At 39.8% G+C, this 23,503-nt stretch carries 21 protein-coding genes; 14 read left to right on the top strand and 7 right to left on the bottom strand.

Annotation, left to right across the window (positions count from 1 at the left end; translation table 11 throughout):
* Positions 1-203: 203 nt before the first annotated feature.
* Entirely contained in the window at positions 204-1,046 is an 843-nt protein-coding gene (locus GQR55_RS04145) for a DMT family transporter (protein WP_166419553.1), read from the top strand.
* Positions 1,047-1,113: 67 nt separating this feature from the next.
* Here GQR55_RS04145 and GQR55_RS04140 read toward each other — a convergent pair whose 3' ends face one another.
* The 4 genes from GQR55_RS04140 to GQR55_RS04125 all read right to left on the bottom strand — a co-directional run bounded on the left by GQR55_RS04140 (position 1,114) and on the right by GQR55_RS04125 (position 6,276).
* The gene (locus tag GQR55_RS04140) at positions 1,114-1,431 is read right to left on the bottom strand and encodes a multidrug efflux SMR transporter (RefSeq protein ID WP_166419552.1); all 318 of its coding nucleotides are present in this window, start codon (positions 1,429-1,431) and stop codon (positions 1,114-1,116) included.
* Positions 1,431-2,963: a bifunctional GNAT family N-acetyltransferase/carbon-nitrogen hydrolase family protein gene (locus GQR55_RS04135; protein ID WP_166419551.1), complete on the bottom strand. Its 1,533-nt coding sequence runs from the start codon at positions 2,961-2,963 to the stop codon at positions 1,431-1,433. Before GQR55_RS04135 ends, GQR55_RS04140 begins: the two co-directional genes overlap by 1 nt.
* A gap of 99 nt (positions 2,964-3,062) precedes the next feature.
* On the bottom strand, positions 3,063-3,911 hold the full coding sequence (locus tag GQR55_RS04130; RefSeq protein ID WP_007580517.1) for an MBL fold metallo-hydrolase: 849 nt from the start codon (positions 3,909-3,911) through the stop codon (positions 3,063-3,065).
* Between the two features lie 79 nt (positions 3,912-3,990).
* Positions 3,991-6,276, bottom strand: a complete 2,286-nt coding sequence (locus tag GQR55_RS04125; RefSeq protein WP_166419550.1) for a penicillin acylase family protein — start codon at positions 6,274-6,276, stop codon at positions 3,991-3,993.
* Between the two features lie 157 nt (positions 6,277-6,433).
* Here GQR55_RS04125 and ycaO point away from each other — a divergent pair, with 157 nt between their 5' ends.
* From ycaO to folX, 7 genes are all read left to right on the top strand, one after another.
* The gene (gene ycaO / locus GQR55_RS04120) at positions 6,434-8,194 is read left to right on the top strand and encodes a 30S ribosomal protein S12 methylthiotransferase accessory factor YcaO (protein ID WP_166419549.1); all 1,761 of its coding nucleotides are present in this window, start codon (positions 6,434-6,436) and stop codon (positions 8,192-8,194) included.
* Positions 8,195-8,300: 106 nt separating this feature from the next.
* Positions 8,301-11,660 carry an ATP-binding protein gene (locus GQR55_RS04115; protein WP_166419548.1) on the top strand — a complete coding sequence of 1,120 codons (3,360 nt, stop codon included), beginning with the start codon at positions 8,301-8,303 and terminating at the stop codon, positions 11,658-11,660.
* A 43-nt stretch (positions 11,661-11,703) separates the two neighbouring features.
* Complete coding sequence (locus GQR55_RS04110; RefSeq protein ID WP_166419547.1) at positions 11,704-12,333, top strand: YceH family protein; 630 nt, start codon at positions 11,704-11,706, stop codon at positions 12,331-12,333.
* Positions 12,334-12,401: 68 nt separating this feature from the next.
* Positions 12,402-13,232, top strand: coding sequence for an ammonia-dependent NAD(+) synthetase (gene nadE, locus GQR55_RS04105; protein WP_166419546.1), 831 nt, complete (start codon positions 12,402-12,404; stop codon positions 13,230-13,232).
* A gap of 141 nt (positions 13,233-13,373) precedes the next feature.
* Entirely contained in the window at positions 13,374-14,093 is a 720-nt protein-coding gene (folM, locus tag GQR55_RS04100) for a dihydromonapterin reductase (protein WP_166419545.1), read from the top strand.
* Between the two features lie 22 nt (positions 14,094-14,115).
* Complete coding sequence (gene folE / locus GQR55_RS04095; protein ID WP_024598803.1) at positions 14,116-14,670, top strand: GTP cyclohydrolase I FolE; 555 nt, start codon at positions 14,116-14,118, stop codon at positions 14,668-14,670.
* A 3-nt stretch (positions 14,671-14,673) separates the two neighbouring features.
* A complete protein-coding gene (gene folX, locus GQR55_RS04090; protein WP_166419544.1) occupies positions 14,674-15,030 on the top strand; it encodes a dihydroneopterin triphosphate 2'-epimerase in 357 nt (118 codons plus the stop codon).
* Between the two features lie 16 nt (positions 15,031-15,046).
* On the opposite strand, the gene GQR55_RS04085 is transcribed toward folX, so the two are convergent.
* Both GQR55_RS04085 and GQR55_RS04080 read right to left on the bottom strand, forming a co-directional pair.
* Positions 15,047-15,481, bottom strand: a complete 435-nt coding sequence (locus GQR55_RS04085) for a YqaA family protein (RefSeq protein WP_166419543.1) — start codon at positions 15,479-15,481, stop codon at positions 15,047-15,049.
* 227 nt (positions 15,482-15,708) lie between these two features.
* Positions 15,709-16,074 (bottom strand): DUF4870 domain-containing protein, encoded by a 366-nt coding sequence (locus GQR55_RS04080; RefSeq protein ID WP_166419542.1) that lies wholly within the window; start codon positions 16,072-16,074, stop codon positions 15,709-15,711.
* Between the two features lie 185 nt (positions 16,075-16,259).
* Here GQR55_RS04080 and GQR55_RS04075 point away from each other — a divergent pair, with 185 nt between their 5' ends.
* The 4 genes from GQR55_RS04075 to GQR55_RS04060 all read left to right on the top strand — a co-directional run bounded on the left by GQR55_RS04075 (position 16,260) and on the right by GQR55_RS04060 (position 19,995).
* Entirely contained in the window at positions 16,260-16,961 is a 702-nt protein-coding gene (locus GQR55_RS04075; protein ID WP_166419541.1) for a spondin domain-containing protein, read from the top strand.
* A 10-nt stretch (positions 16,962-16,971) separates the two neighbouring features.
* The gene (locus GQR55_RS04070) at positions 16,972-17,709 is read left to right on the top strand and encodes a spondin domain-containing protein (RefSeq protein ID WP_166419540.1); all 738 of its coding nucleotides are present in this window, start codon (positions 16,972-16,974) and stop codon (positions 17,707-17,709) included.
* 62 nt (positions 17,710-17,771) lie between these two features.
* Complete coding sequence (locus tag GQR55_RS04065) at positions 17,772-18,497, top strand: response regulator transcription factor (protein ID WP_166419539.1); 726 nt, start codon at positions 17,772-17,774, stop codon at positions 18,495-18,497.
* A 10-nt stretch (positions 18,498-18,507) separates the two neighbouring features.
* On the top strand, positions 18,508-19,995 hold the full coding sequence (locus tag GQR55_RS04060) for a HAMP domain-containing sensor histidine kinase (protein WP_166419538.1): 1,488 nt from the start codon (positions 18,508-18,510) through the stop codon (positions 19,993-19,995).
* A gap of 37 nt (positions 19,996-20,032) precedes the next feature.
* Here the strand turns inward: GQR55_RS04060 and GQR55_RS04055 are convergent, their stop codons facing one another.
* Complete coding sequence (locus GQR55_RS04055; RefSeq protein WP_166419537.1) at positions 20,033-22,207, bottom strand: S9 family peptidase; 2,175 nt, start codon at positions 22,205-22,207, stop codon at positions 20,033-20,035.
* Between the two features lie 191 nt (positions 22,208-22,398).
* Here GQR55_RS04055 and GQR55_RS04050 point away from each other — a divergent pair, with 191 nt between their 5' ends.
* Both GQR55_RS04050 and GQR55_RS04045 read left to right on the top strand, forming a co-directional pair.
* Positions 22,399-22,869 (top strand): DUF2721 domain-containing protein, encoded by a 471-nt coding sequence (locus tag GQR55_RS04050; RefSeq protein WP_121953461.1) that lies wholly within the window; start codon positions 22,399-22,401, stop codon positions 22,867-22,869.
* 90 nt (positions 22,870-22,959) lie between these two features.
* Complete coding sequence (locus tag GQR55_RS04045; protein ID WP_165736026.1) at positions 22,960-23,412, top strand: cytochrome c; 453 nt, start codon at positions 22,960-22,962, stop codon at positions 23,410-23,412.
* Positions 23,413-23,503 lie beyond the last annotated feature (91 nt).

The following is a 23,503-nucleotide window of genomic DNA, read 5'->3' as shown; positions in this document are numbered from 1 at the left end:
AACGCTGGCGGCTAAACAATAACATCACACTTACTATAGCTAAGTTTACTCATAAAACAGTGCGGCATAATGTCGCAGATGATGAATATTCACTATCACCCTTAATGCATCGCATTAATAACTAAAGATTGTTAACTTAAAGACCTTATTTTTAATCGACAAATACCATGACTTGGATCTTTTTCACTTTTTTAGCCGCCTTTATGCAAGCCTGGCGCAATGCCCTGCAAAGTAAATTAAGTAGCAATGTGAGTGTTGCTGGCGTAACTCTCTCTCGCTTTATTATTGCAGGCCCCATTGCGGCGGTGTATTTATATGGTTTGTATCAATATCAAGATACCGCCATGCCTACGTTTAATAATGCCTTTTGGAGATTTATTATTGGCGCAAGCATTATGCAAATACTCGCCACCGGCTTGATGGTTAAGTTGTTTAAAATGAATAACTACGCTGTAGGGGCTGGTCTTGCTAAAAGCGAGGCGTTAGTGGCTGCCATTTTAGGTGTATTATTTTTTGGCTCAGCACTCTCTTTACTTGGTTGGCTTGGTGTATTTTTTGGCGCTATTGCCGTATTGCTACTCAGCGGCATAACCAGTGTAAAAACCTTTAATGCTAAAACGGCTTTGTTGGGGCTTGCATGTGGTACTTGCTTTGCGCTTACATCACTGTGGGTACGTGAAGCGAGTTTAAATTCAGGGTTACTATTTCCACACTCTGCCGCTTGGGTTTTACTGTTTGTAATTAGCTTACAAACGCTAATATTACTTGGCTATTTATTATTAAAAGAGCCAAAAACGCTCAGTGCATTATGGAAATACAAAGGCACTACAGCCGCAATTAGTGTTTTTAGTTGTTTGGGCTCAATAGGCTGGTTTAGTGCTATGAGCTTACAACATGTTGCTTACGTTAAGACGCTTGGGCAGGTTGAAGTATTTTTTACCATGCTAATTGCCGTACTTTGGTTAAAACAGCCACTTAAAAAACAAGATACTGCAGGCTTAATACTCATAGCCATTGCCGCTATTTTAGTTATGTTGCCGAATTAAGGGCATAAAAAGGCGCAGGCTTTTATACCTGCACTGTTATAATTTTTTATAGCTTTAAGAACTGATTCTAAGAGCTTATTTTTAGCGTTATCACACCACTAATAATCATTAGTACACCGGCAATACGACCAAAAGTAGCCGCATCGTTATAAAACAATATACCCACAACAAACGTACCGGCGGCGCCAATACCTGTCCATACTGCGTATGAGGTGCCCATTGATATTTGCTTTTGGGCAAGCCACAGCATAAAGCCACTAGCGATTAAAAAAGCCGCCGCCATTGTGATACTCTGCCAGCGAGTATCTGGGTTTTGCGAAATTTTTAAACCTATCGGCCAGCCAATTTCAAGTAGCCCGGCGATAATTAAGTACACCCACGCCATTAAACATCTCTCTTTTTCAAAATTACGTCGTATAAGTCTTCGCGGCGATCTTTTAAGTTGCGCACAGTACCTTCGCTATGAAGAATTTTTAGTTTATCCATATCAAGGTCACTAAATAACAGCATCTCTGTATTTGGAGTGGCTTCGTTAAGTGTTGCATCGTGTGGGAACGAAAAGTCTGATGGCGTTAATACAGCCGATTGTGAGTACTGTACGTCTAGGCTTTCTACTTGTGGTAAATTACCTACCGAGCCTGCAATAACTACATAACATTCGTTTTCTATTGCGCGTGCTTGTGCACAGTGGCGTACACGTAAATAACTATTTTTAGTGTCGGTCCAAAATGGGACGAACAAAATATCTAACCCTTGTTTTGCTAATATGCGTGAAAGCTCAGGAAACTCTACGTCATAACAAATTTGAATACCTACACGCCCGGCATCGGTTTCAAATACAGCAATTTTGTCACCGCCTTGAATAACCCAATCGTTTTGCTCATGCGGGGTAATGTGTATTTTACGTTGCTCGTCTATTTTACCGCTGCGGTGGCATAAATAACTCACGTTATAAATTTTATCGTCTTCGGCAAGCGGCATAGAGCCAGTAATAATATTGGCGTTGTATTCTATTGCCATACGCGACATCGCGTTTTTAAACGTTTCGGTATATTCGGCTAAATAACGAATCGCTTCCGTTTGGTTGCTTTGATTTCCTAGGCCCATTAATGGCGCGTTAAAAAACTCAGGGAATAGTATAAAGTCACTTTTGTAGTCAGATACGGTATCTACAAAGTATTCAACCTGCTTTAGCATTTCTTCAACCGATTCAACGCAGCGCATTTGCCATTGCACAGCACCTACGCGCACGATCGATTTAGTTGACTCAAGCACTGTGTCGGTTGGTTCATACATAATGTTATTCCACTCAAGTAAAGTGGCGTAACCAACTGACTCTTGATCCTCTGGTAAGTACTTTTTAAGTAAACGCTTTACCTGAAAATCGTTAGATAACTGAAAACTTAAAATAGGATCGTACAGCTCTCTTTGATCTACTTTTGCAATGTATTCCATTGGCGTCATTTCACTACTGTGATTGTAATAACGTGGAATACGCCCACCCGCTAAAATAGCGCGTAGGTTATATTGGCGGCACAGTTCTTTACGAGCATCATAAAGGCGACGACCTAAACGCATGCCTCTGTGAGTTTCGCTAATGGCAACATCTAAACCGTATAGCGCATCGCCGTCGGTATCGCTAAATACACGGTCGTGACCATCTGCAATGTCTTCGTAGGTATGCGGGTTTGAAAAACGTGTGTAATCAACTTGCACACTTAATGCTAAGCCCACCAGCACACCGTCATCTACAATCCCTATTTGCCCTTCTGGAAATTGGTCTATTAATCTAAAAATGGTATGACTTGGCCACGCACCACCTAAGTCGGGATACGCTTGATCCATCAAGGTTTTAATTTGCGGATATTGCTCTCTGGTTAAGTTACAAATTTCAAGATGGGTTTTTTCTGCCGACATACACAACTCCTTTAGGCATAAGAAAATAAAAGCCGAATGTACGCTCGATTAAATCAAGAATACACTCAGCTTTGTATCATGTTTTTTACTTTAGATGTACTACTTTAAACTGCGATAAAAGAGTGTGGTTACTTTCTCTTTTGGTAACCAGCCTGCGTATTCAAGACCAAGTTCTGCCAATGGATCGGCTTTAAGTACTTGCTCTAAGCTTGCATTATTTTGCATTGCTTTTAGCATTACGTCTTTCGCGTTTTGAACTAGCTTACCATACGCTATCAGTCCTGAACGGTCACTTACCTTACCGTGTCCTGGTATTACTTTAGTGTTGTCGTCAATTTGTTTAACTACATCGTCTACTGCCGCTAAAATACCATCAACGCTGCCGCCGCTATCTACATCAACAAACGGTAAGCTGCCAAAATTAAAGTAAATATCGCCCATGTGCACTATGTTGTCGTTACTAAAAAAGACAACCGAGTCACCATCGGTATGTGCATGTTCGTAATGCACTACATGGGCGTGTTCATTATTAAAATGCAGTTTTAAATCGTGACCAAAACTAATGCGCGGTAAAAAGTCTGACCCTTCGCCATGCTGCTCTTCTAAACGTTTATGTACATTGTCGTGTGCTATAACGTGCGCACCCGCTTTAGCAAAGTTTTCGTTGCCACCGGTATGATCGCCATGATGATGTGTATTAATAACAAACTCTGCACTGCCTGGTTTTAAATCGCTAATCGTTTTTTTAATGTCGTCTGATAACTTGGCAAACTGATCATCAATAATATAAATGCCATCATCGCCTACACTTGCTGCAATATTACCGCCTTGCCCAAATAGTACGTATACATGCTCACTTAGTTTTTGTGCTGTTACTGGACCCTCGTCTGCTTGCGCTGCTGTACTTAGTAATAAACCTGTTATTAATGCGGGTAGTATTTTTTTCATTTTTGTTCTCTGTTGTATGAATTAATAAATATAGAACGTTTTTATCACTATTTAAGCTCACTCACTTGTCACTTAAACATTATTTAATAGGTCTTATGACTATTTGATGCATAAGTGTTTGCGGCAATAAAGGTGTATGTTTACCCTCTACGTAATCACTAAACCCCGCTCTATAAAATTCAGAAAGAGGGTGCCCCGATTGACCACCAGGAATAGCTAAAATTGCATGTTCTAAATGACCAGGTTGAGCAATAAAACGCTGCGATGCACCGAAACTGCGCCCTTGTACGGCAGGCATGTAACTATCGCCAAAACCTTGTGCTGTAGGCATATTTAAAAACTTAGCAAGTAAGGGGATTTGCTTTGCAAACGGATGCTCTATTACTAGCTCGTTTACCTTGCCCCACTGCCAACCTTGTACGTTATTACCAAATTGCTCAGTAAGCTTAGTAACAGTTTGGCTAAATGCACCGAGTAATTGCGCATCCCAACTTTTAAATTGTGGATTTATCCACGAATCAGGCTTGTTATTAATAAGTTGCCACACTGCAGGTTCTAAATCTCGTTTTACGTATTTAAGCGTGCCTTGTTGTTTATTTAGTTGGTTTTCAATATTACTAAATAAAATATTAATCACTTCATCGCGGTAGCGCTTAACTAAGGTATACCCTATGGAGGTTGAACACGCACATTGCTGCCAATTCTTAAGTGCTGTTATATATTGCTTATTTTTGGTTTTATCGGCTTTTAATTGCTTTAATAGTAAAGCATGCCAAGGCATTAAAAAGCGAGCTTGGTTATCGAGCTGTAATGCGTAAAAGTCGCTTTCTGCAAATGTTTGTTTTTCGAATAACCTGTCGCGAATTTGGCTTGAGCGCGCACCCAGTGCATAACCACCATTACCAAAGCGTGCGTTATCCTCAGCCGATACAACGCGTGAGTTCCCTGTCCATAAGCGGCCGCTTTGTGGGTTTTTAACAAACGGGCGTTCTAATTCGTTTTGCTGCCAAAGGGCTGAATATTCGCTTGTATCTACGTTTAACTCACTTGGTGTTTTACGAGCCGGTATGCCGCCCATATGCTTCCACGCTGCGCTACCTTGGCTATCTACCACCATTAAGTTTTGTACCGGAATACCTACATTGCTAGCTATTGCTAATGCATCATCAACAGTATTTGCTTGTTCAAGCTTTAGTAATTCCATATCAACGGCATAAGGCTGATGTGCCGCCCAGCTAAGTGCGTAAGGTTTTTCGGTAATGTATTTTACAGGGCCGTATTCACTAAGTATTAATGGGTAGTTTTCAACCTCCCCATCCGGTAATGCAATAGGTTCATCAACTTGCCATGTTTTACTATCGTCATTTAATGCAATCCAATCGGCGGTGTCTATATAGCCGTTAGTAAATCCCCACGCAATCTTATTATTGGTGCCAACCACAATTGCCGGCGCACCAGGCAGCGATACACCGGTTACCTGAGTTTGCTCACCATTTTGCATATAATTTAATTGCGCTCTGTACCAAATAACTGGCACTGCCATCGATAAGTGCATATCATCAGACACCATTCCTGCGCCTGTTTTAGTCAGCGCGCCTGTAACTGCCCAGTTATTACTGCCGCGCTCTTGGTTTGCTTCAATATTTTTAACTGTGTGCTGTGTTTGAGTTAGCAACGCGGGTATGTCGCCGTTATAAGGCGTTAATTTACTACCATCAAGTGCAGCTTGGTATTTGCTCGGTTGCGTTAAAAAATCAACCATTTGCTTACCGTACGCTTGCTCAAGTTGTATCAGTGCTTGGTCACGTTCAAAGGTCGCGCTTTGTAAATCAAGGTACATGCTAAATATAACTAATAGACTGTCTTCGCTTTGCCATGGCTTTTGCGCTGCTCCAGTTAGTAAATATTCAAAGCTTGAATACCCTACTTGCGCCAAACCTTCATTTACACCTTGAGCGTAGCTTTTAAGTAACTGCTTATCGGCATCAGGTAAGGTTTTTAAAATAATTTGGCTGCGTTTACGCAATTGATGAAAGCGCATTTTTTTATCAAGCCCCAATGCGGCTTCGCCAAATAATTCACTTAGCTCGCCTGCGGCGTTACGCCTTAATAAATCCATTTGAAAAAATCGGTCTTGCCCGTGCGCATAACCTAAACCATAAGCAGCATCGTTTCGGCTAGTAGCGTTTATTACTACTTGCCCTAATGCATCGCGCGAAATTTTTACAGGCTCTACGACTGCGTTACTGCGTCCGTTTCCATCAAGAGTAGGCAAACTTAAAGTAAGTACACCATAAACAACAGCGGTGCTCGCCAGCCCAAAAATCACAATTAATAACAACAAGCGTTTGATTACTTTAAACATCAACCTTTCCTTTGCACGTTTTTGACCAAGCGTTAAGAACATATAATAACCACAGTTTTATTAAATAATAATGTTCTTGCTCGCAAAGGGTGAAATAAACATCAAAATCCACGATAATGTCGGCTCCACACATCGTGCAGAACTAGTTGAGATCAATATGACTGAAAAAACATTTATCAAAGGTAAAGACCGCGACCTAGAATCGTCAATCTCTAGCATGCAAAACAAGCTTAAAGCCCTAAATATTAATGTTGAAGAAGCGCTTTGGCTTAACCCTGTAGCTAACTGTTATTCGGTTCATATAAAAGACAGCGACTGCGGTGTTATGTTTACCAATGGTAAAGGCGCAACCGACAAAGCATCTATTGCCTCAGCACTAGGTGAATACTTTGAACGCTTAAGCTGTAACTACTTTTTTGCAGACTTTTACCTAGGTGAAGAATTTGCCAATGGCGAGTTTACTCATTACCCAACCGAAAAATGGTTCAAAGTTGAAGGCGATGAAGTACCGCAAGGCATTATGGATGAGAGCTTATGGGATTACTTTGACCCAGAGCGCGAACTTAACGCATCACACCTTTTTGATTTTAACTCAGGTAACGATGACCGTGGTATTTGTACCCTGCCATACACGCGCCAACGCGATAACCAAAACGTATACATTCCGGTAAACGTTATTGGTAATATTTTTGTATCTAACGGTATGAGCGCAGGTAACACAAAATTTGAAGCTCGCGTACAAGGTTTATCAGAAGTATTTGAACGCGCTATTAAAAACCGCATAATTGCCGAAGGTATTTGTTTACCAATCGTGCCTGAAGACGTTGTTAAGCAATATCCTCAAATTCACGAAGCCTGTGAAGAACTTCGCAGCCATGGTTTTCATCTACGTATTGCCGATGCATCACTTGGTGGCAAATACCCAGTAATGAGCGTAACGCTTATTAACCCAACAGATGGTTCTGTATTTGCCTCTTTTGGTGCTCATCCTTCATTTGAAGTAGCGCTTGAGCGCACCGTTACCGAATTATTACAAGGTCGTCGCCTTGATCAACTAGATGTATTTCAACCAGCTACATTTGATAACGACGAAGTAGCAACACCAGAGAACATTGAACTGCACTTTATTGATTCAAGCGGTTTAATTTCGCATGATTTTTTCCGTGCAAAACCTGACTTTGAATTTGTACATTGGGACTTTAGCGGCACAACTGAAGAAGAATATAACTTCTGTACAGACCTAATCCACAGCATGAATCACGATATATACATCATGGATTACACGCACCTAAACGTATACGCGTGTCGTATTTTAGTACCTGGCATGTCAGACATTTACCCTGTTGATGAGCTTATTTGGCGCAACAACAACGAAGGCGCTAAATTCCGCGAAGCATTCCTATCGCTTGATCAATACGATGCAGAGCAATGGATGGAAATTTACGACAGCCTAGAAGAAGCAGGTCATAGCGATATTATCCGCGCCGCAGAATTTATTGGCTTAGCAACTGATGCCGACACGCCATGGCACACACTACGTATAGGTGAGCTTAAAGCGCACCTATGTTTAGCCGCTGGCAGTGAAGAAGCCATTGATTGGGTTGATTGGATACTTCATACAGGCCAAGTAAACGAAGAGGCAATGCGCCACTTCCGATGTTTAAAAGCTATTTTAGAAATTAAATACGATGACGAGCGCGAATACGCTGATTATCAAGATGCCTTAGGCTTAATGTTTGGTGCTGATAACGTAGCACTGGCTATTGAAATTGCCGAAGGTAAAAAACAGTTTAACGGTTTAACGTTCCCTGGTTTATCGCTTGAAGGCTTTAAAAAGCATGCGGCGCTACTAGATGGCTACCGCAAGCTACACGTAGCAAAGCAAAATCATTGGGCGCGAGAAGTTAGCGATAGCTAAACTACTAATTATAAAAAATAAATGGCGCATTTTTAACGCGCCATTTTCATTTATGCAATAAATTAGCTATAGTTAATTTGCCTTAATTAACGCCACGATGTAGCTAATGCCACCGTCTAATAACAACAAAACGAATGTCCATAACTTTAAGCTGACCTTTTGGTTATCGCTTACGCTAACTGTACTAGTTGGTGTTGTTCTTGATCGTATTAACTATAATCGTGTAAAAGATGCCCACCGCTTACAAATACTTTCTGAAATAAGTACCTATCGTGCTCAATTAGAGTCTATTTTAGTGTCTAATATTCAATTGGTTCGAGGTTTAGGCGTTGCCGTTGCAGCACAGCCTGATTTACAACAAACCCAATTCGAACAAATTGCTAAGCCACTATTTAAAACCTCAAATGAACTACGTAATATTGGTGGCGCTCCCGATATGGTAATTCGCATGACTTACCCTTTAAAAGGTAACGAAAAATCGCTCGGTTTAAACTTTTTAGAAGAAAAAAACCAACGCCTTGATGCAATTAGAGCACGCGATACAAATACCATTGTAATGGCTGGCCCATTAAAATTAATCCAAGGTGACATTGCACTTATTGCCCGAGTGCCTGTTTACGTACCGCCAGATAATCGCTTTTGGGGATTACTCTCAGTTGTTCTTAATATTGATAAAGTCTATAAAAATTCAGGTATTTATGAGCTCGAAAAAGAATACAACGTCGCTTTACAAGGCAGACATGGGCTAGGCAAAAAAGGGGAGTTTTTTTATGGTGATCAAAACATAATAGATCAAGACCCACTAGAATTCACCTTAAATTTTCAAGGTGGGAATTGGCAGCTTTATGTTGCACCTAAAATAGGTTGGAGCCCTCCTAACTCAGCTATATGGCAACTTCGTTTATCGATTATTATTATTTGCGGGTTATTAATTTGGGCCTTTTTATTCTTTTTAAAAATGCTTGATCGCCAACAGCAAAACGAAAAAATGCTTGAAGCAATGAGTGACTTAGCTCAAATCGGGGCTTGGTCATTTAATCTAGAAAACAAGCAAATATATTGGTCTGATATGACCAAAAAAATATTTAAATACTCACTAGATACACAACCTGAATGGCCAAGTGATTTAGGCTATTTTAAAGAAGGTGAAAGCCGAAAAAAAATAGCCGGGTTAATTGAACGCGCTATAAAGTTTGGTGAAAGTTATGAAGTTGAACTTGAAGTTATTAACGCTGAAAATAAAACTATATGGGTACTCGCGCATGGCGAAGTGGAGCGAAAGAATGGCCGTAGCATTCGTATCTTTGGATCATTGCAAAATATTGATACCCGTAAAAAAATTGAATTAGAAAGCAATAAAGTTGCACTGCACAATGAAATACTCGCATCGCTAACCGTTAATAAACTCATATTAAACGGACAACTAAGCCAATCTAAAGACGTAATCACACAATCGATTTGCCAAGCATTTGACGTTAAACGTGCCAGCATTTGGTTTTTTAATGAAGATAAGAGTCAACTAAATCCGTTTGCAGTTCACAGCAATCAATTATCAAGCGACACCGTAGACCCTATTTGGCTAAGAAGAAATGCTAAAGACTTTTTTAATACCATTGATCACCAAGCTGTATTTAATGCTCCAGATGCACTAAATCACCCGGTTTTAACGCCTCTAAAAGCACACTATTTAAACCCTTTAGAAATTCAAGCCATGTTATGCGTGGTTATCCCAGCCGGTAGTGGAGCTTTGGGTGTTGTATGCGCAGAGCAATGTCAGTCACCTAGAAATTGGTCTCGTAACGAAGAGAGCTTTTTAATTGCCGTCGCAGCACTTATTGGCAGTTTGTACTCAAGCCAAAAACGTATTGAAACCGAGCAACAACTCGTTACCGCTAAAGAAGCAGCAGAGCAAGCTGTTGAAGCTAAAAGTGAATTTTTGGCAAGTATGAGTCATGAAATTCGTACCCCAATGAACGGGGTTCTCGGTATGCTTAATATAATTAAGCAAACTCAATTAGATCTTCAGCAAAAGCACCATATTGAACTTGCTCAATCATCTGCTCAATCTTTACTTAATATAATTAACGACATATTAGATTTTTCTAAAATTGAAGCTGGTAAGCTCGATATTGAAAACGTGCAATTTAACTTACCTCGGTTATTAGGAGAAGTAGTTGAATCGTTTGCCTTAAAAGTAGAGCAAAATAATACAAAACTTATTTTAGATGCCACTCAAATTACAGTTAGCGAAATAATTAGTGACCCTAACCGCTTGCGCCAAATTTTAAATAACCTAATTGGCAACGCGGTTAAATTTACTATTAATGGCGAAGTAGTTATTACCGCCAGAGTAGATGACACAACGGATGGCTCGTTCCTACAATGTTCGATTATTGATACGGGCATTGGTATTGACCCTAAAAAACAAGCGTCGTTATTTGACTCATTCACACAGGCTGATACCTCAACTACACGCCAATTTGGTGGCACAGGGCTTGGACTTGCCATAGTAAAACAATTGTGTGAGCTGATGAACGGTGAAGTAAGCGTAAACAGCATGCAAGGTGAAGGAAGTACGTTCTCGTTCATAATACAAATACAACCTCGCTTGAGTAAAGAACAAGATTTACCAAGCCATTTAATTAAAAACAAACATATTTTAATTATTGATGAGTGTTCGTTAAATGCAAATACAGCCAGAAAACAACTTACTGTATGGGGTGCAAAGGTTAATTGCATACATGACTATCTTGAGATTGCTGATTATTTAAATAATGTAACCACCCACCCTGAAGCTATTTTAGTTGATTACTACTTTTTTGAAAAAGCGCCGCAAACGGACATAACCGCACTTAAAAACTTTATAAATATGCACAGTTGCAAGTTAGTTATTATGGCTCCAATGAGTTACTCACCTGAGGAGTCTAAAGTAGGTATGGAAGTCGACTGTATGATTTTCAAACCACTGACCCCTTCTGACTTGTTTGACTCACTCACGAACGATAAATACATTGAGCAACAGCAGCAACAAGCACAGCTGCAAAACAAGCTAACTAAAGCACCGGTACTTGATTCATCAGAGCCACAATTACTGCTCGTTGAAGACAATAAAATAAACCAAGTGGTTGCTTCGGCGTTATTAAAACAAGCTGGTGTGACTTTTGATATTGCTGAAAATGGGCTTGAGGCAATTGTAAAACTTAATGCAAAACAAGGTAAGCCATATAAGCTCATTTTAATGGATTGCCAAATGCCTGAAATGGACGGCTACCAAGCCACTAAAGCCATTAGAGAAGGTGATGCGGGCAAAGGTAATGAAAACATTACTATTATTGCACTTACAGCCAATGCCATGCAGGGTGATAAAGAAAAATGCCTAGCTGCAGGCATGAACGACTATTTAAGCAAGCCACTCGATTTAGCCGCCCTAAAACCTAAACTTCAACAATGGCTTGGCACTCAATAAAGGTGTAAGCTAATAAAATACGCTTACTAATTTGAGATTATTTATGCAGTTATCAGCAAATCAACAACGTATTCTTGGTTGCTTATTAGAAAAACAAAGCACGACGCCAGAGCATTATCCGCTATCATTAAATGGGTTAGTGAACGCCTGTAACCAAAAGTCTAATCGCGATCCTGTGCTAAACCTTACCGATGAAGACGTGCAAGATGCACTCGATGAACTAATAGAAATGCGTTTGGTTACCATAGATGAAGGGCTTTCAGGACGCGTAAATAAATACGACCACCGCTTTTGCAATACTGAGTTTAGTAATCTGCAATTTTCTGCTCAGCAACGTGCCATTGTTTGTTTATTACTTTTACGTGGCGCCCAAACCCCAGGTGAATTAAGAACCCGCAGTGCTAGGCTTGCTGATTTTAATAACGTAAATGAAGTAGAAACAGCGCTCAATAAACTGATTGAAAGCGAGTACGCGCGTAAATTAGAACGAGAAGCAGGTAAGCGCGACAGCCGATACATTCATTTATTTGGCGAACAACGAAATAATCCCGCCGATGCCTTTGTTGCTCTACCAAGCGAAGTAATTAAAGATAAAGAGCTGAGTGATTTATTAGCAGAAGTAGAAGAATTAAAAGCAGAGCTTCGCAAAATAAAAGCTCATTTAAAACTTTAATTAATTAAGACTAAATCACATAATAAGTTTATTGCGTATCACATATTAAATTTTATAAGGAGCTGGCAATGCGCGCCGAAATTATGGCTGAAATGAAAGTACAGCCAACGATTGATGTAAATGCTGAGATAACTCGTCGAGTTGCTTTTATTAAAGCACGTTTAGTAGCAGCTCATTCGCGATCACTAATATTAGGTATTAGCGGTGGTGTTGACTCATCAACTTGCGGCCGCTTATGTCAACTTGCCGTAAACGAGCTAAATAAAGAACACGATACTGACAAATACCAGTTTATTGCTGTGCGCTTACCTTATGGCGTACAAGCTGATGAAGATGAAGCACAAATGGCCGTTGATTTTATTCAGCCAAGTAAACGTATGACCGTTAACGTACAACCAGCTGCTGATGCACTGCATGAGCAAGCAATAGCCGCGGTAGTTGGCTGCGGTGAGGCTCTGCCTGAGCAAGCTCAAATAGACTTTATTAAAGGTAATGTTAAAGCACGGCAACGTATGGTTGCTCAATACGAAATTGCAGGTTTTTGCCAAGGCTTAGTAGTAGGTACCGATCATAGTGCTGAAAATATTACTGGTTTTTATACTAAATTTGGTGACGGCGCGTGCGATTTAGCTCCGCTATTTGGTTTATCAAAACGTCAAGTTCGTGCTCTTGCTACTGCATTAGGTGCCCCAGCTTTGTTAGTAGATAAAGCACCTACAGCTGATTTAGAAAGTGACCGCCCAGGCTTAACAGATGAAGAAGCACTTGGTTTAAGCTATGAGCAAATTGATGACTTTTTAGAAGGTAAATCTGTGTCTAGCGATGTTGAACAAAAGCTTGTAAGCATTTACACGCGTACACAACACAAGCGCCAACCCATTCCGACAATTTACGATTAATGTTTAGTAAATAAAATAAAGCAATTAACGCCTTTGAGGATTAATTGCTTTTTTGATCGACAGATCAAGAGACTGCGTATATTTTACTAAATTAACACGCTAATATTTATTAACCACCCGCCAAAGAGAACACAGCCTTATATGACATCGCCCATTTTAATTACCGGCGCAGGCCAACGCATTGGTTTAGCACTTGCTCAGCACTATTTAGCTCAAGGGCAGGCTGTTATTATTACGTATCGTACTCGCCACGATGCTGTTGATACACTAGAGCAACAAGGCGCTGTGTGTATCTATGCCGACTTTAGTACCGACGACGGTATAAGTGCATTTATAAATACGCTTAAAGAGCACACAACATCGCTGCGCGCTATTGTTCACAATGCATCAAGCTGGGACTGCGAAGCTAACAATCCTGACTTTGCATCACTGTTTGATAACATGATGCGTATACATGCTAAAACACCGTATTTAATTAATTTAATGTGTGCTGAGCTGCTTTTAAACTATCAACAAAGTGTCAATGCACCTGCTGATATAATTCATCTTACCGATTATGTAGTTGAAACAGGCAGCCCTAAACACTTAGCTTATGCAGCAAGTAAAGCGGCACTCGATAACTTAACTAAATCGTTCAGCGCTAAATATGCACCAAATATAAAGGTAAACTCGGTTGCTCCATCACTCATTATTTTTAATGAACATGACGATGAGCAATATCGAGCTAAAACCCTTAAAAAATCATTAATGGGCATCGAACCCGGATGCCAAGAAATTATCAATAGCATTGATTTACTATTACAGAGCCACTACATCACAGGGCGCTCCTTGCCTGTTGATGGCGGACGCCATTTAAAGTAGAACACACTAGACTGAGAAACTTATGCATGACGAATTAAAAGAAAGTTACCAAAAAATAATTACTGCTGTAGGTGAAGATGCTAACCGCGAAGGTTTACTTGATACGCCAAAACGTGCCGCAAAAGCAATGGAATATTTAACGCAAGGGTATCGCCAAACGCTTGATGAGATAACCAACAAAGCGGTATTTACGTCTGATGCTGACGATATGGTTTTAGTGCAAGACATAGAGCTTTACTCTATGTGTGAGCACCATTTGCTGCCGTTTATTGGCCGCTGCCACATTGCTTACATTCCAAATGGTAAAGTATTGGGCTTATCTAAATTTGCACGTATTGTTGATATGTTTTCACGTCGCTTTCAAATTCAAGAACAGTTAACGCATCAAATTGCTAAAGCGGTTGAAGAAGTTACTGGCGCTAAAGGTGTGGGTGTTATTGTTGAAGCAAAACACATGTGTATGATGATGCGTGGTGTAGAAAAACAAAATTCAAGCATGCGTACATCAGTAATGTTAGGTAATTTTAGAAGCGATCCTAAAACACGTAATGAATTTTTGCAGCTTATTAAGGGTTAACCTATGGCTAATGCAATTATTAACGTTACTAATTTACGCCTGCGTACGTTTATTGGCTTTAACCCCGATGAGCGTGAAAAAAAGCAAGATGTAGTGATCAATCTAGAAATTCATTACCCTGCTGATAACGCCTGTAAAACGGATGAAGTAGACCAAGCACTTAACTACAAAGTGATCACTAAAGAAGTAATTAGCTTAGTAGAGCAAGGGCACTTTTTATTGCTCGAAAAATTAGTGGCTGAAATTCTTGCCGTTTGTCACTCACACCCAAGTGTTCATTACGCTAAAGCACGTGTAGATAAGCCGCATGCACTGCGTTTTGCCGACTCGGTGTCGTTAACGCTTGATTGGGCTAAATAAGGTCTTAAAAACTTATTCAAAAAAGCTTTTCGAATCCTACGGCAAGGGCGATAACCGCTAAATAGCGCGCGCCTTTGCCTAGTGTTACTAGTAATAAAAACATACTAAAGCGTACTTTAAATATCCCCCCAATTACAGTTAGCGGATCGCCTACTACTGGCAGCCAAGCAAACAACAAACTATACGCACCGTATTTATTAAATTGCTTTTGTGCGTTATCAAGCCCTTTTTGCGATACCGGAAACCATTTTTTATCTTTAAAACGCAGTACCTGCGTGCCTAACCAGTAATTAACACAGCTCCCTAACACATTTCCAAGTGTTGCTACGCACCACATAAGCCATAAATTAACTTTACCTTGGGCAATCATTCCCACCATTATCACTTCAGAAGAGCTGGGCAATAATGTGGCAGATATAAATGCGCTAATAAATAACGTGAGATAAAGCATAATGCCCTTATGGCTAAACGTAAAAACCCAGCCTATAGCTGGGTTTATAATACCAATTTTATTAAAAACATGATCATTCTAGCGTATTAAATAACTCACTAACGACGTTAAAAATTATTTATATAGAACAACTATGTATCATAATTTTAGCCTTGTTATTGAGCTATTTTCTTATCGCTATAATAGATCACTAATTTAATGCAATTGGTATAAAAATAACTGAGGTTTTATTTTATCAAATTTAAACTAAACGGGTAATTAAACTCTTTACCTTCGTTAGCTTTAATACTCGCCATTACAACCATTACAAACCCAAAAATTGCCACTATAGGTAGTAATATTAAGCCTACCGCTACAAACATCAGTAAAAAACAAACTACATATGCAATTGCCATCGTTATTTGAAAGTTAAGCGCTTTTTTACCATGCACGTCAACAACTGGCATTTCATCTTTTTTAATTAACCACACAATTAATGGCCCAATTATTGAGCCAAACGGCACAATAAATCCGGCAAGCGCACTCAAATGGCATAACATAGCCCACGTACGGTCATCTTTATTAACTGGTTCAACCTGTTGATTTTCTTCCATAACACTCTCCTTTTTGTTTTATGTATGTTGCCTCTTAACTAAACAAAAGTCTACTAATCAACCAGCGTATTTACCTTTAAAAATCACAGCGTGAAATCTTGTGATAAAAAAGTGATAAGTTTGTGAGAGTTTCTGGAGACGATTATTCAATACTTAACTCGAATCATCACTTACAGGAAATAATAATGAAAACTTCTACATTAACAATCGCAATTCTTTTAGCGGCAGCTAGCCAGTCGACTATGGCCGCAGAGTTAGACTTAAAGGTTACTAACCTAACCAAGGGTATTCACTTTACTCCACTATTAATTACAGCACACAACAGCGAAGACACACTATTTGAAGTAGCAACAGAAGCTTCTTCTGCACTACAAACAATGGCTGAGGGCGGAAATATTGCAGAACTAGTTGCACAAGCAACTGCTGCGGGCAGTGATATGGCTGCAAATCCAGCTGAAGGTTTACTTGCACCAGCCTCATCTACAACGGCAACACTGACCACTACTGACGGTAACGAATACCTATCATTAACTGCAATGATGCTGCCAACTAATGATGGTTTTGTAGGCTTAAACAGCTGGAAAATCCCAACAGAAGCGGGTACTTACACAATTAATTTAAATGCTTACGATGCAGGCACAGAACAAAACAATGAACTTGTAGTTGAAGGCTCTGGTGCACCAGGTACTCCAGGTATTCCAGCAGCTCCAGGTGGCGACGCTGGCACTGGCGGTACTGGCATATTAAGTGGTGATACAAATACAAGTATTCATATTCACCCTGGTAGCTTAGGCGATGACGATTTAGAAGCCGGTAATAGCGATTTAAGCAATACAGTACACAGATGGTTAAACCCAGTAGCTCAATTAACCGTTACAGTTAAGTAGGATCATGATTATGTCATCTGCTAACAACCTTAAAAAAAGTCTACTAGTGCTTGCACTTGCAACCACACTTGCAGCGTGTAGCGATAACGATAATGACGATCCAATAATAGAAGAGCCGGTCGTTGTTGAACCAATTGTTGTAGAACTTGTAATTAGCGAATTTACAATTACGTTTAGTAATTTAACTGCTGGGCAGCCTTTATCACCGCTCTCTGTCATTGCTTTTGACGATGAAGCACCTTGGACATTCGGCACAACGGCTTCTGTTGGTTTAGAAATGCTCGCAGAAAGCGGCGCAAATGAAGAATACCTAAGCTACGAAAGTGCGCTTGCTGCTGTTTCAGCTGAAGGAGGCATTGGCCCTGGTGAGACAACCACAGTAGTTATTTCTGTTGAAGATCAAGAAACGCTTAATTTGTCATTTGCTGCAATGCTTGGGAATACAAATGATGCATTTACCGGTCTTAGTTCTTTAGATGTATCAACATTAGAAGTTGGCGGTTCGTTATCACGCACTACGACTGCTTATGATGCGGGTACGGAAGCAAATACAGAAACAGCTGAAACTGTGCCAGGTCCAGCCGCTAGCGGTGAAGGATTTAACGAAATACGTGACGATACAGCCGATATAATAACAATGCATCCAGGTATTGTTTCAAATCAAGATGGATTATCTACATCAGCACTTGGTGTTGAACATAAGTTTGATAACCCAGTATCGAAAATAGTAATTACGCGCACGCAGTAACGTTCCAGCTTGTAATGGGGAAGTAAGGGAGCATGGATGCCCCCCTTTTTACGAGGTAATACATGCGTCACGAAAAAATATTAGTAGTAGAAGATGACAGAGAAATAGGTAAGTTAATTACCACACAGCTAACGTCGCTTAACTTACATGTTGATCATGTTGTAAGCGCAGAACTTGCCTTAAAAAAAATAGCTAAGCATCCCTACGGACTTATTTTACTCGATATAAACTTACCCCAAATGGATGGTTTGAGCTTATGCCGAAAAATAAAAGAGCATTACCCTACTACCTCCGTTATTTTACTCACCGCGCTTAGTAGCGATATGGACAGAGTTATTGGCCTTGAAATGGGCGCCGATGATTATATTTGCAAACCCTTTTTTGCACGCGAATTACAAGCCAGAGTAAAAACCCAATTACGCCACAGAGCACAGCTACTCGCTAGCCAAAATAACGACAACTCCCCCATTGATAGCGAACAAACACTAAATGTAGGCTCACTCAATATAGAATTTAGTTCGCACCAAGTGTATTTGGGAAAGCAAGCACTTAACCTTACCGCCACCGAATTTGATTTACTCGTTTACTTTGCACGCCACCCTAATCATGTTTTTAGTCGCCAGCAATTACTCGATAAAGTATGGGGTTATCAGCATAGTGGCTACGAGCATACGGTTAATTCACATATCAACCGATTACGTGCCAAGCTAGAAGAACACCAACAAGCGCCTATTATCGAAACCGTTTGGGGTGTTGGTTACAAACTAAACCCTAGCCAACTCAATTAAGACACCTATTATGAAATTATCCTTGTATCAAAAATTAGCTATATCGCTAGTCGTAATTTTTTGTTTTATTTGCGCCCTTGTTTACGGCTGGAGCAAGCAATTAGAACTGACTTCAAAACACCACGCCGAACAAAATCTGCACTTAGCGTTAGCTGAGCATTTAGTACAAGATAACCCATTAATAAAAGAGGGGGTTTACGACTACAAAGCGCTTGAAAACCTCTTTCATACCTTGATGTTATTAGGCCCGGCGTTTGAATTTTATTTTGTAGACGAAACCGGAAAAATTCTTACTTACTCAGCAAAGCCAGGAAAAGTTAAACGCACGCATATTAGTTTAACGCCTTTAAAAAGACTGATTAACGATTCAAGCGCTACACCTATTTATGGTGATAACCCTCGTAATAAAGAGCAACAAAAAATATTTTCAGCCGCGCCAGTATTTAATCACGATAAGTTACAAGGCTATTTATATGTCATTATTGGTGGTGAGGCTTACGACACCTCACTAAGCACGGTAAAAAACAATGATAAGTTATGGCTTGCCGCTTTATGGCTTGGCTCTGCACTTGCATTTTTATTTATTGCGATGCTAATTTTACTGCGATTTTTTACCAATCCAATTCAGCGCTTAGCGCGCGATGTTAGTAATATAGAAGCGGCTAATTACAGCCTTACCGATACAAAGCTAAGTAATTATTCAACGCAAAAAAGTAATGAAGTGCATAGTTTAGGGCGAAGTATTCAAGCCATGCTTACCCGTATTAACGAGCAGTTTAAAGCGCTTGAACAAGGCGATAAACAACGCAAAGAGTTACTAACTCACTTATCGCACGACCTACGTACACCACTTGCCTCCTTGCAAGGGTTTTTAGAAGTATTAAATCAATCGGGCGAGCAGTTAAGTAAACAAGAGCAGCAAGAATACTTACAGGTATCGCTTAATAATTGCGGGCAATTAAAGCTACTCATAGAGCAAATATTTGAGCTTGCTCACTTAGAAAACGGCGAAATAAGTATAAATAAAGAAACCTTTAATTTAGGTGAACTCATTTACGATTGCATGGCAAAATTTAGTTTAGCCGTTGATAAAAAAGGCATTAGTTTGTCGGTAGAACCTGCGATTTGTGATTTTCCTGTGGTTGCCGATATAGCTAAATTAGAGCGCGTGTTAAGCAACTTAATTGATAACGCAATTAGGCATACCCCTCGTGGAGGCAGCATTGCAGTACATGTAAAACGCAGTGACGATAATCAACTATTTGTGCATGTATCAGACACGGGCGTAGGCATAAAAGAAGATGAGCTGAATGCTATTTTTGATCCGCACTACCAAGCAAGTAATTCTAATAAAGAAGGGCGCCAGCAAGGTGGTTTAGGATTGGCTATTTGCAGAGGGTTATTAAAACTGATGGATAGCGAAATTTACGTACAAAGTGAAATTGGTAAAGGCACGATGTTTAGCTTTAATTTGCCACAAAAAAAGGTGCTTTCTTAAAAAGCACCTTATTGAGTTAAATCTATTTAAATATTAATTACTTTTTAATACCCGCTAAATCAAGCATAAATGCATAGTTTAGCGCGGTATCTTCTAAGCGTTTAAAGCGACCCGATGCGCCGCCATGCCCTGCTTCCATATCTATTTTAAACAATAACTTATTGTCATCAGTTTTATAGTCACGAAGCTTAGCAACCCATTTTGCAGGCTCAAAGTATTGAACTTGTGAATCGTGCAGACCCGTTGTTACCAGCATATTAGGGTACGCTTGCTTAGATACTTGGTCGTATGGCGAGTAAGACAGCATGTAATCGTAATACGCTTTTTCGTTAGGATTACCCCATTCGCCGTATTCATTTGTTGTAAGCGGAATACTCGCATCAAGCATCGTTGTTACTACATCCACAAACGGTACCGCAGCAACCATCCCTTTATAAAGCTCAGGCGCTTGGTTTGCTACTGCGCCCATTAATAAGCCACCAGCACTGCCACCTAACGCAAATATTTCATCTTTTGCGCCATACTTTTGAGAAACCAATGCTTTGGTTACGTCAACAAAGTCATTAAATGTATTCTTTTTAGTGAGTAGCTTGCCGTCTTCGTACCAAGGACGACCTAGCATTTGCGAGCCACGTACATGGGCAATTGCAAATACAAAACCACGGTCTAATAAGCTCAAGCGTGAGCTTGAGAACGTTGGATCCATGGTTGCACCGTACGACCCATAACCATATTGCAGTAGCGGGTTAGTGCCATCTTTTTTAAACGCATCTTTACGGTAAACTAAGCTTACCGGTACTTTTATGCCATCGCGTGCTGTTACAAAAATACGCTCTGAAGCGTAATTGTCAGCATCAAAATCACCTAACACAACCTGTTGCTTAAGAAGCGCTTTATCGCCAGTCGCTAAATCTACATCGTACGACGAGCTTGGTGTAGTCATGCTTGTGTAGTAAACACGTAACGTGCTGCTATCTATATCGTTATTGCCATAAGTACCAATTGTATAAGCGCTATCGTTAAAGCTCAGTGGTAACTCTTTACCTGTTTTTAAATCACGCGCAATCAACTTTGATTGGCCCATTTCACGTTCTTGATAAACTAAGTAGTCATTAAATAAATCAATGCCTTCGAGTTTAATATCATCGCGCGCTGGGATCACACTTTGCCAATTAGCTTTGTCGCCTGCTTTATCAATATCAACTTTCATCAGCTGAAAATTTACAGCATCTAAGTTAGTGACAATGTAGTAAGTATTCCCTAGTTTAGAAATTTCATATTCAAGCCCTGCTTCGCGCTCAATTAAACGCTTAGGCATTGCTTTAGCATCATCAGCACTTAATACCGATACGCCTGATGCGGCCGTGCTGCTGTGCCAAATATAAATCTCTGACTCGTCTTTGCTTTTACTCATACCCATGTAGTAACTGGTATCAGTTTCTTCGTAAATTAGCTCATCATCAGCTTGCGGTGTACCTAGCGTATGACGATACACTTGGTAGCCTAACAAGGTTTGTAAATCTTTTTTAATGTAGTAAACCGTTTTATTATCGTTTGCCCACACAATGCCACCGTTGGTGCCTTCAAGTGTGTCTTCGAGTAATTTACCGGTAGTTAAATCTTTTATTTTTACGCTATAAATACGACGACTAACGGTGTCTTCACCATAAGCCATTAAATTGCCATTCGGGCTTACATCTAAACCGCTTACTGCATAATAATCGTGATCTTTAGCAAGCTCATTTACATCTAAAATAACTTGCTGATCGGTACCTGCAAAATCGCTACTGCGTAAGTAAGTAGTGTATTCGTTATCGCCACGTGTTTGCGTTGAGTAAAAATAATCACCGCTTTTAACTGGGACTGAATCATCGTCTTTTTGAATGCGCCCTTTTAGCTCTTCAAACAACTCACTTTGCAGCGTTTTAGTGTGTGCAAGCATGGCATCAGTGTATGTATTTTCAGCTTCTAAATAGTTAATTACCGCTGGCGCTTTACGTTCGTCATCACGTAGCCAATAGTAATCATCTATACGTGTATCACCATGAATAGTCATTTCGTGCGGCACTTTTTTAGCAACCGGTGCAATAGCTTGTGCAACTTGAGTTGTTTTAACTTGCGTATTATTTTTTTGAGTTTCTTCAGGGGCTTGATTACAGCCACTTAAAATAGCGAGCGATAGTGCAGCAAGTGAAAATGGGGTACGTTTCATCAGTCAAAGTCCTTGTTGTATTTTTATTTTTTATTAAGTAGTTAAATATACCTATAAATGGCCTTTATTGTGATTTAGTTTGTGAAGCTATGTAAAATAAATCAACGTAATTCCTCTTTTCTTAACAAGCCTACATCAGGTACTCTGTAAATATATAAATCACTTTTAAGCTCAACTGATTAAGGGTAGTAATGAATAGCGAAGTAATTAACATTTTAACTATGGCAAAAGTAATTCAAACGGCCGTTGCCCCCGTATTTTTAATCACAGGTATAGCAGCAACTTTAGGTGTTTTATCTAATCGCTTAGCACGAATTACCGACAGAGCGCGCTTATTGGAGCGAAGATTAAAAGTAAATACAGATGACGATTTTAATAAGTCGCTAGCAACAGAACTCCGCGCTTTATTAAAACGATCTCGATGTATACATATTGCTTTTAGTTTAAGTGTATTAAGTGCCTTACTTGTATGTGCTGTGGTTATGTTTTTATTCTTGTCGCACATTCAATCAATTAACTTAAGCGTGACCATTGCTTGTTGTTTTGTAGCTGCAATGGCACTGCTCATTTGTGCATTTATTTCGTTATTAGGTGAAGTGTTTTTAGCAACCCGCAGCATGCGACGAGGCATGATATTTGCCGATATAGGCATTAATGATTAACTTTTCATTAAATCCATCGTATTCGCTTGAATAAAAATGACGTTACATACAAGATATTAAATTAGGAATAATATTCAACAGGGGCAAACTATGAAATTTAAAAAAATATTAGCAGGTATAGCATTAGCTACATGTGCACTTAGCGTATCGGCAAATTCTGCATTTAAAGAACCAAGTGATGCAATTGAATACCGCCAAGCAGCGTTTTCAATGATCTCAGTGCAAATTGGTGACATGGGCGCAATGCTAAAAGGTAAAGTACCTTTTGATGCAGAACAATTTAAAATGCGTGCTAACAACGCTGCTGCACTTTCAAAAATGCCATGGGAAGCGTTTTACGAAGGAACAGATAAAGGCGACACAGCTGCACTTGCTGCTGTTTGGGCCGAAAATGCAACCTTCGTTGAAAAAGCAAATGCTTTTGCAGCAAATGCAGATAAGCTAGCGTTAGCTGCTCAATCGGGCGATAAAGCCGTAATTGGTAAAGCTTTTGGCGCATGGGCTAAAGGCTGTAAAGATTGCCATAAGCAATTTAAAGATTAATTATTGCTGTAGCTAACCTAGCAACAATAAATAGATAATAAAAAGCACTGAGCGTTAATAACGGTCAGTGCTTTTTTTATACTTTATATTT

Origin of the sequence: Pseudoalteromonas sp. Z1A8 (genome assembly GCF_011378855.1) — a bacterium.
Classification (GTDB): domain Bacteria; phylum Pseudomonadota; class Gammaproteobacteria; order Enterobacterales; family Alteromonadaceae; genus Pseudoalteromonas.
Note: the sequence above shows the minus strand (reverse complement) of the source record. Positions and strands in the feature narration are given on the sequence as shown.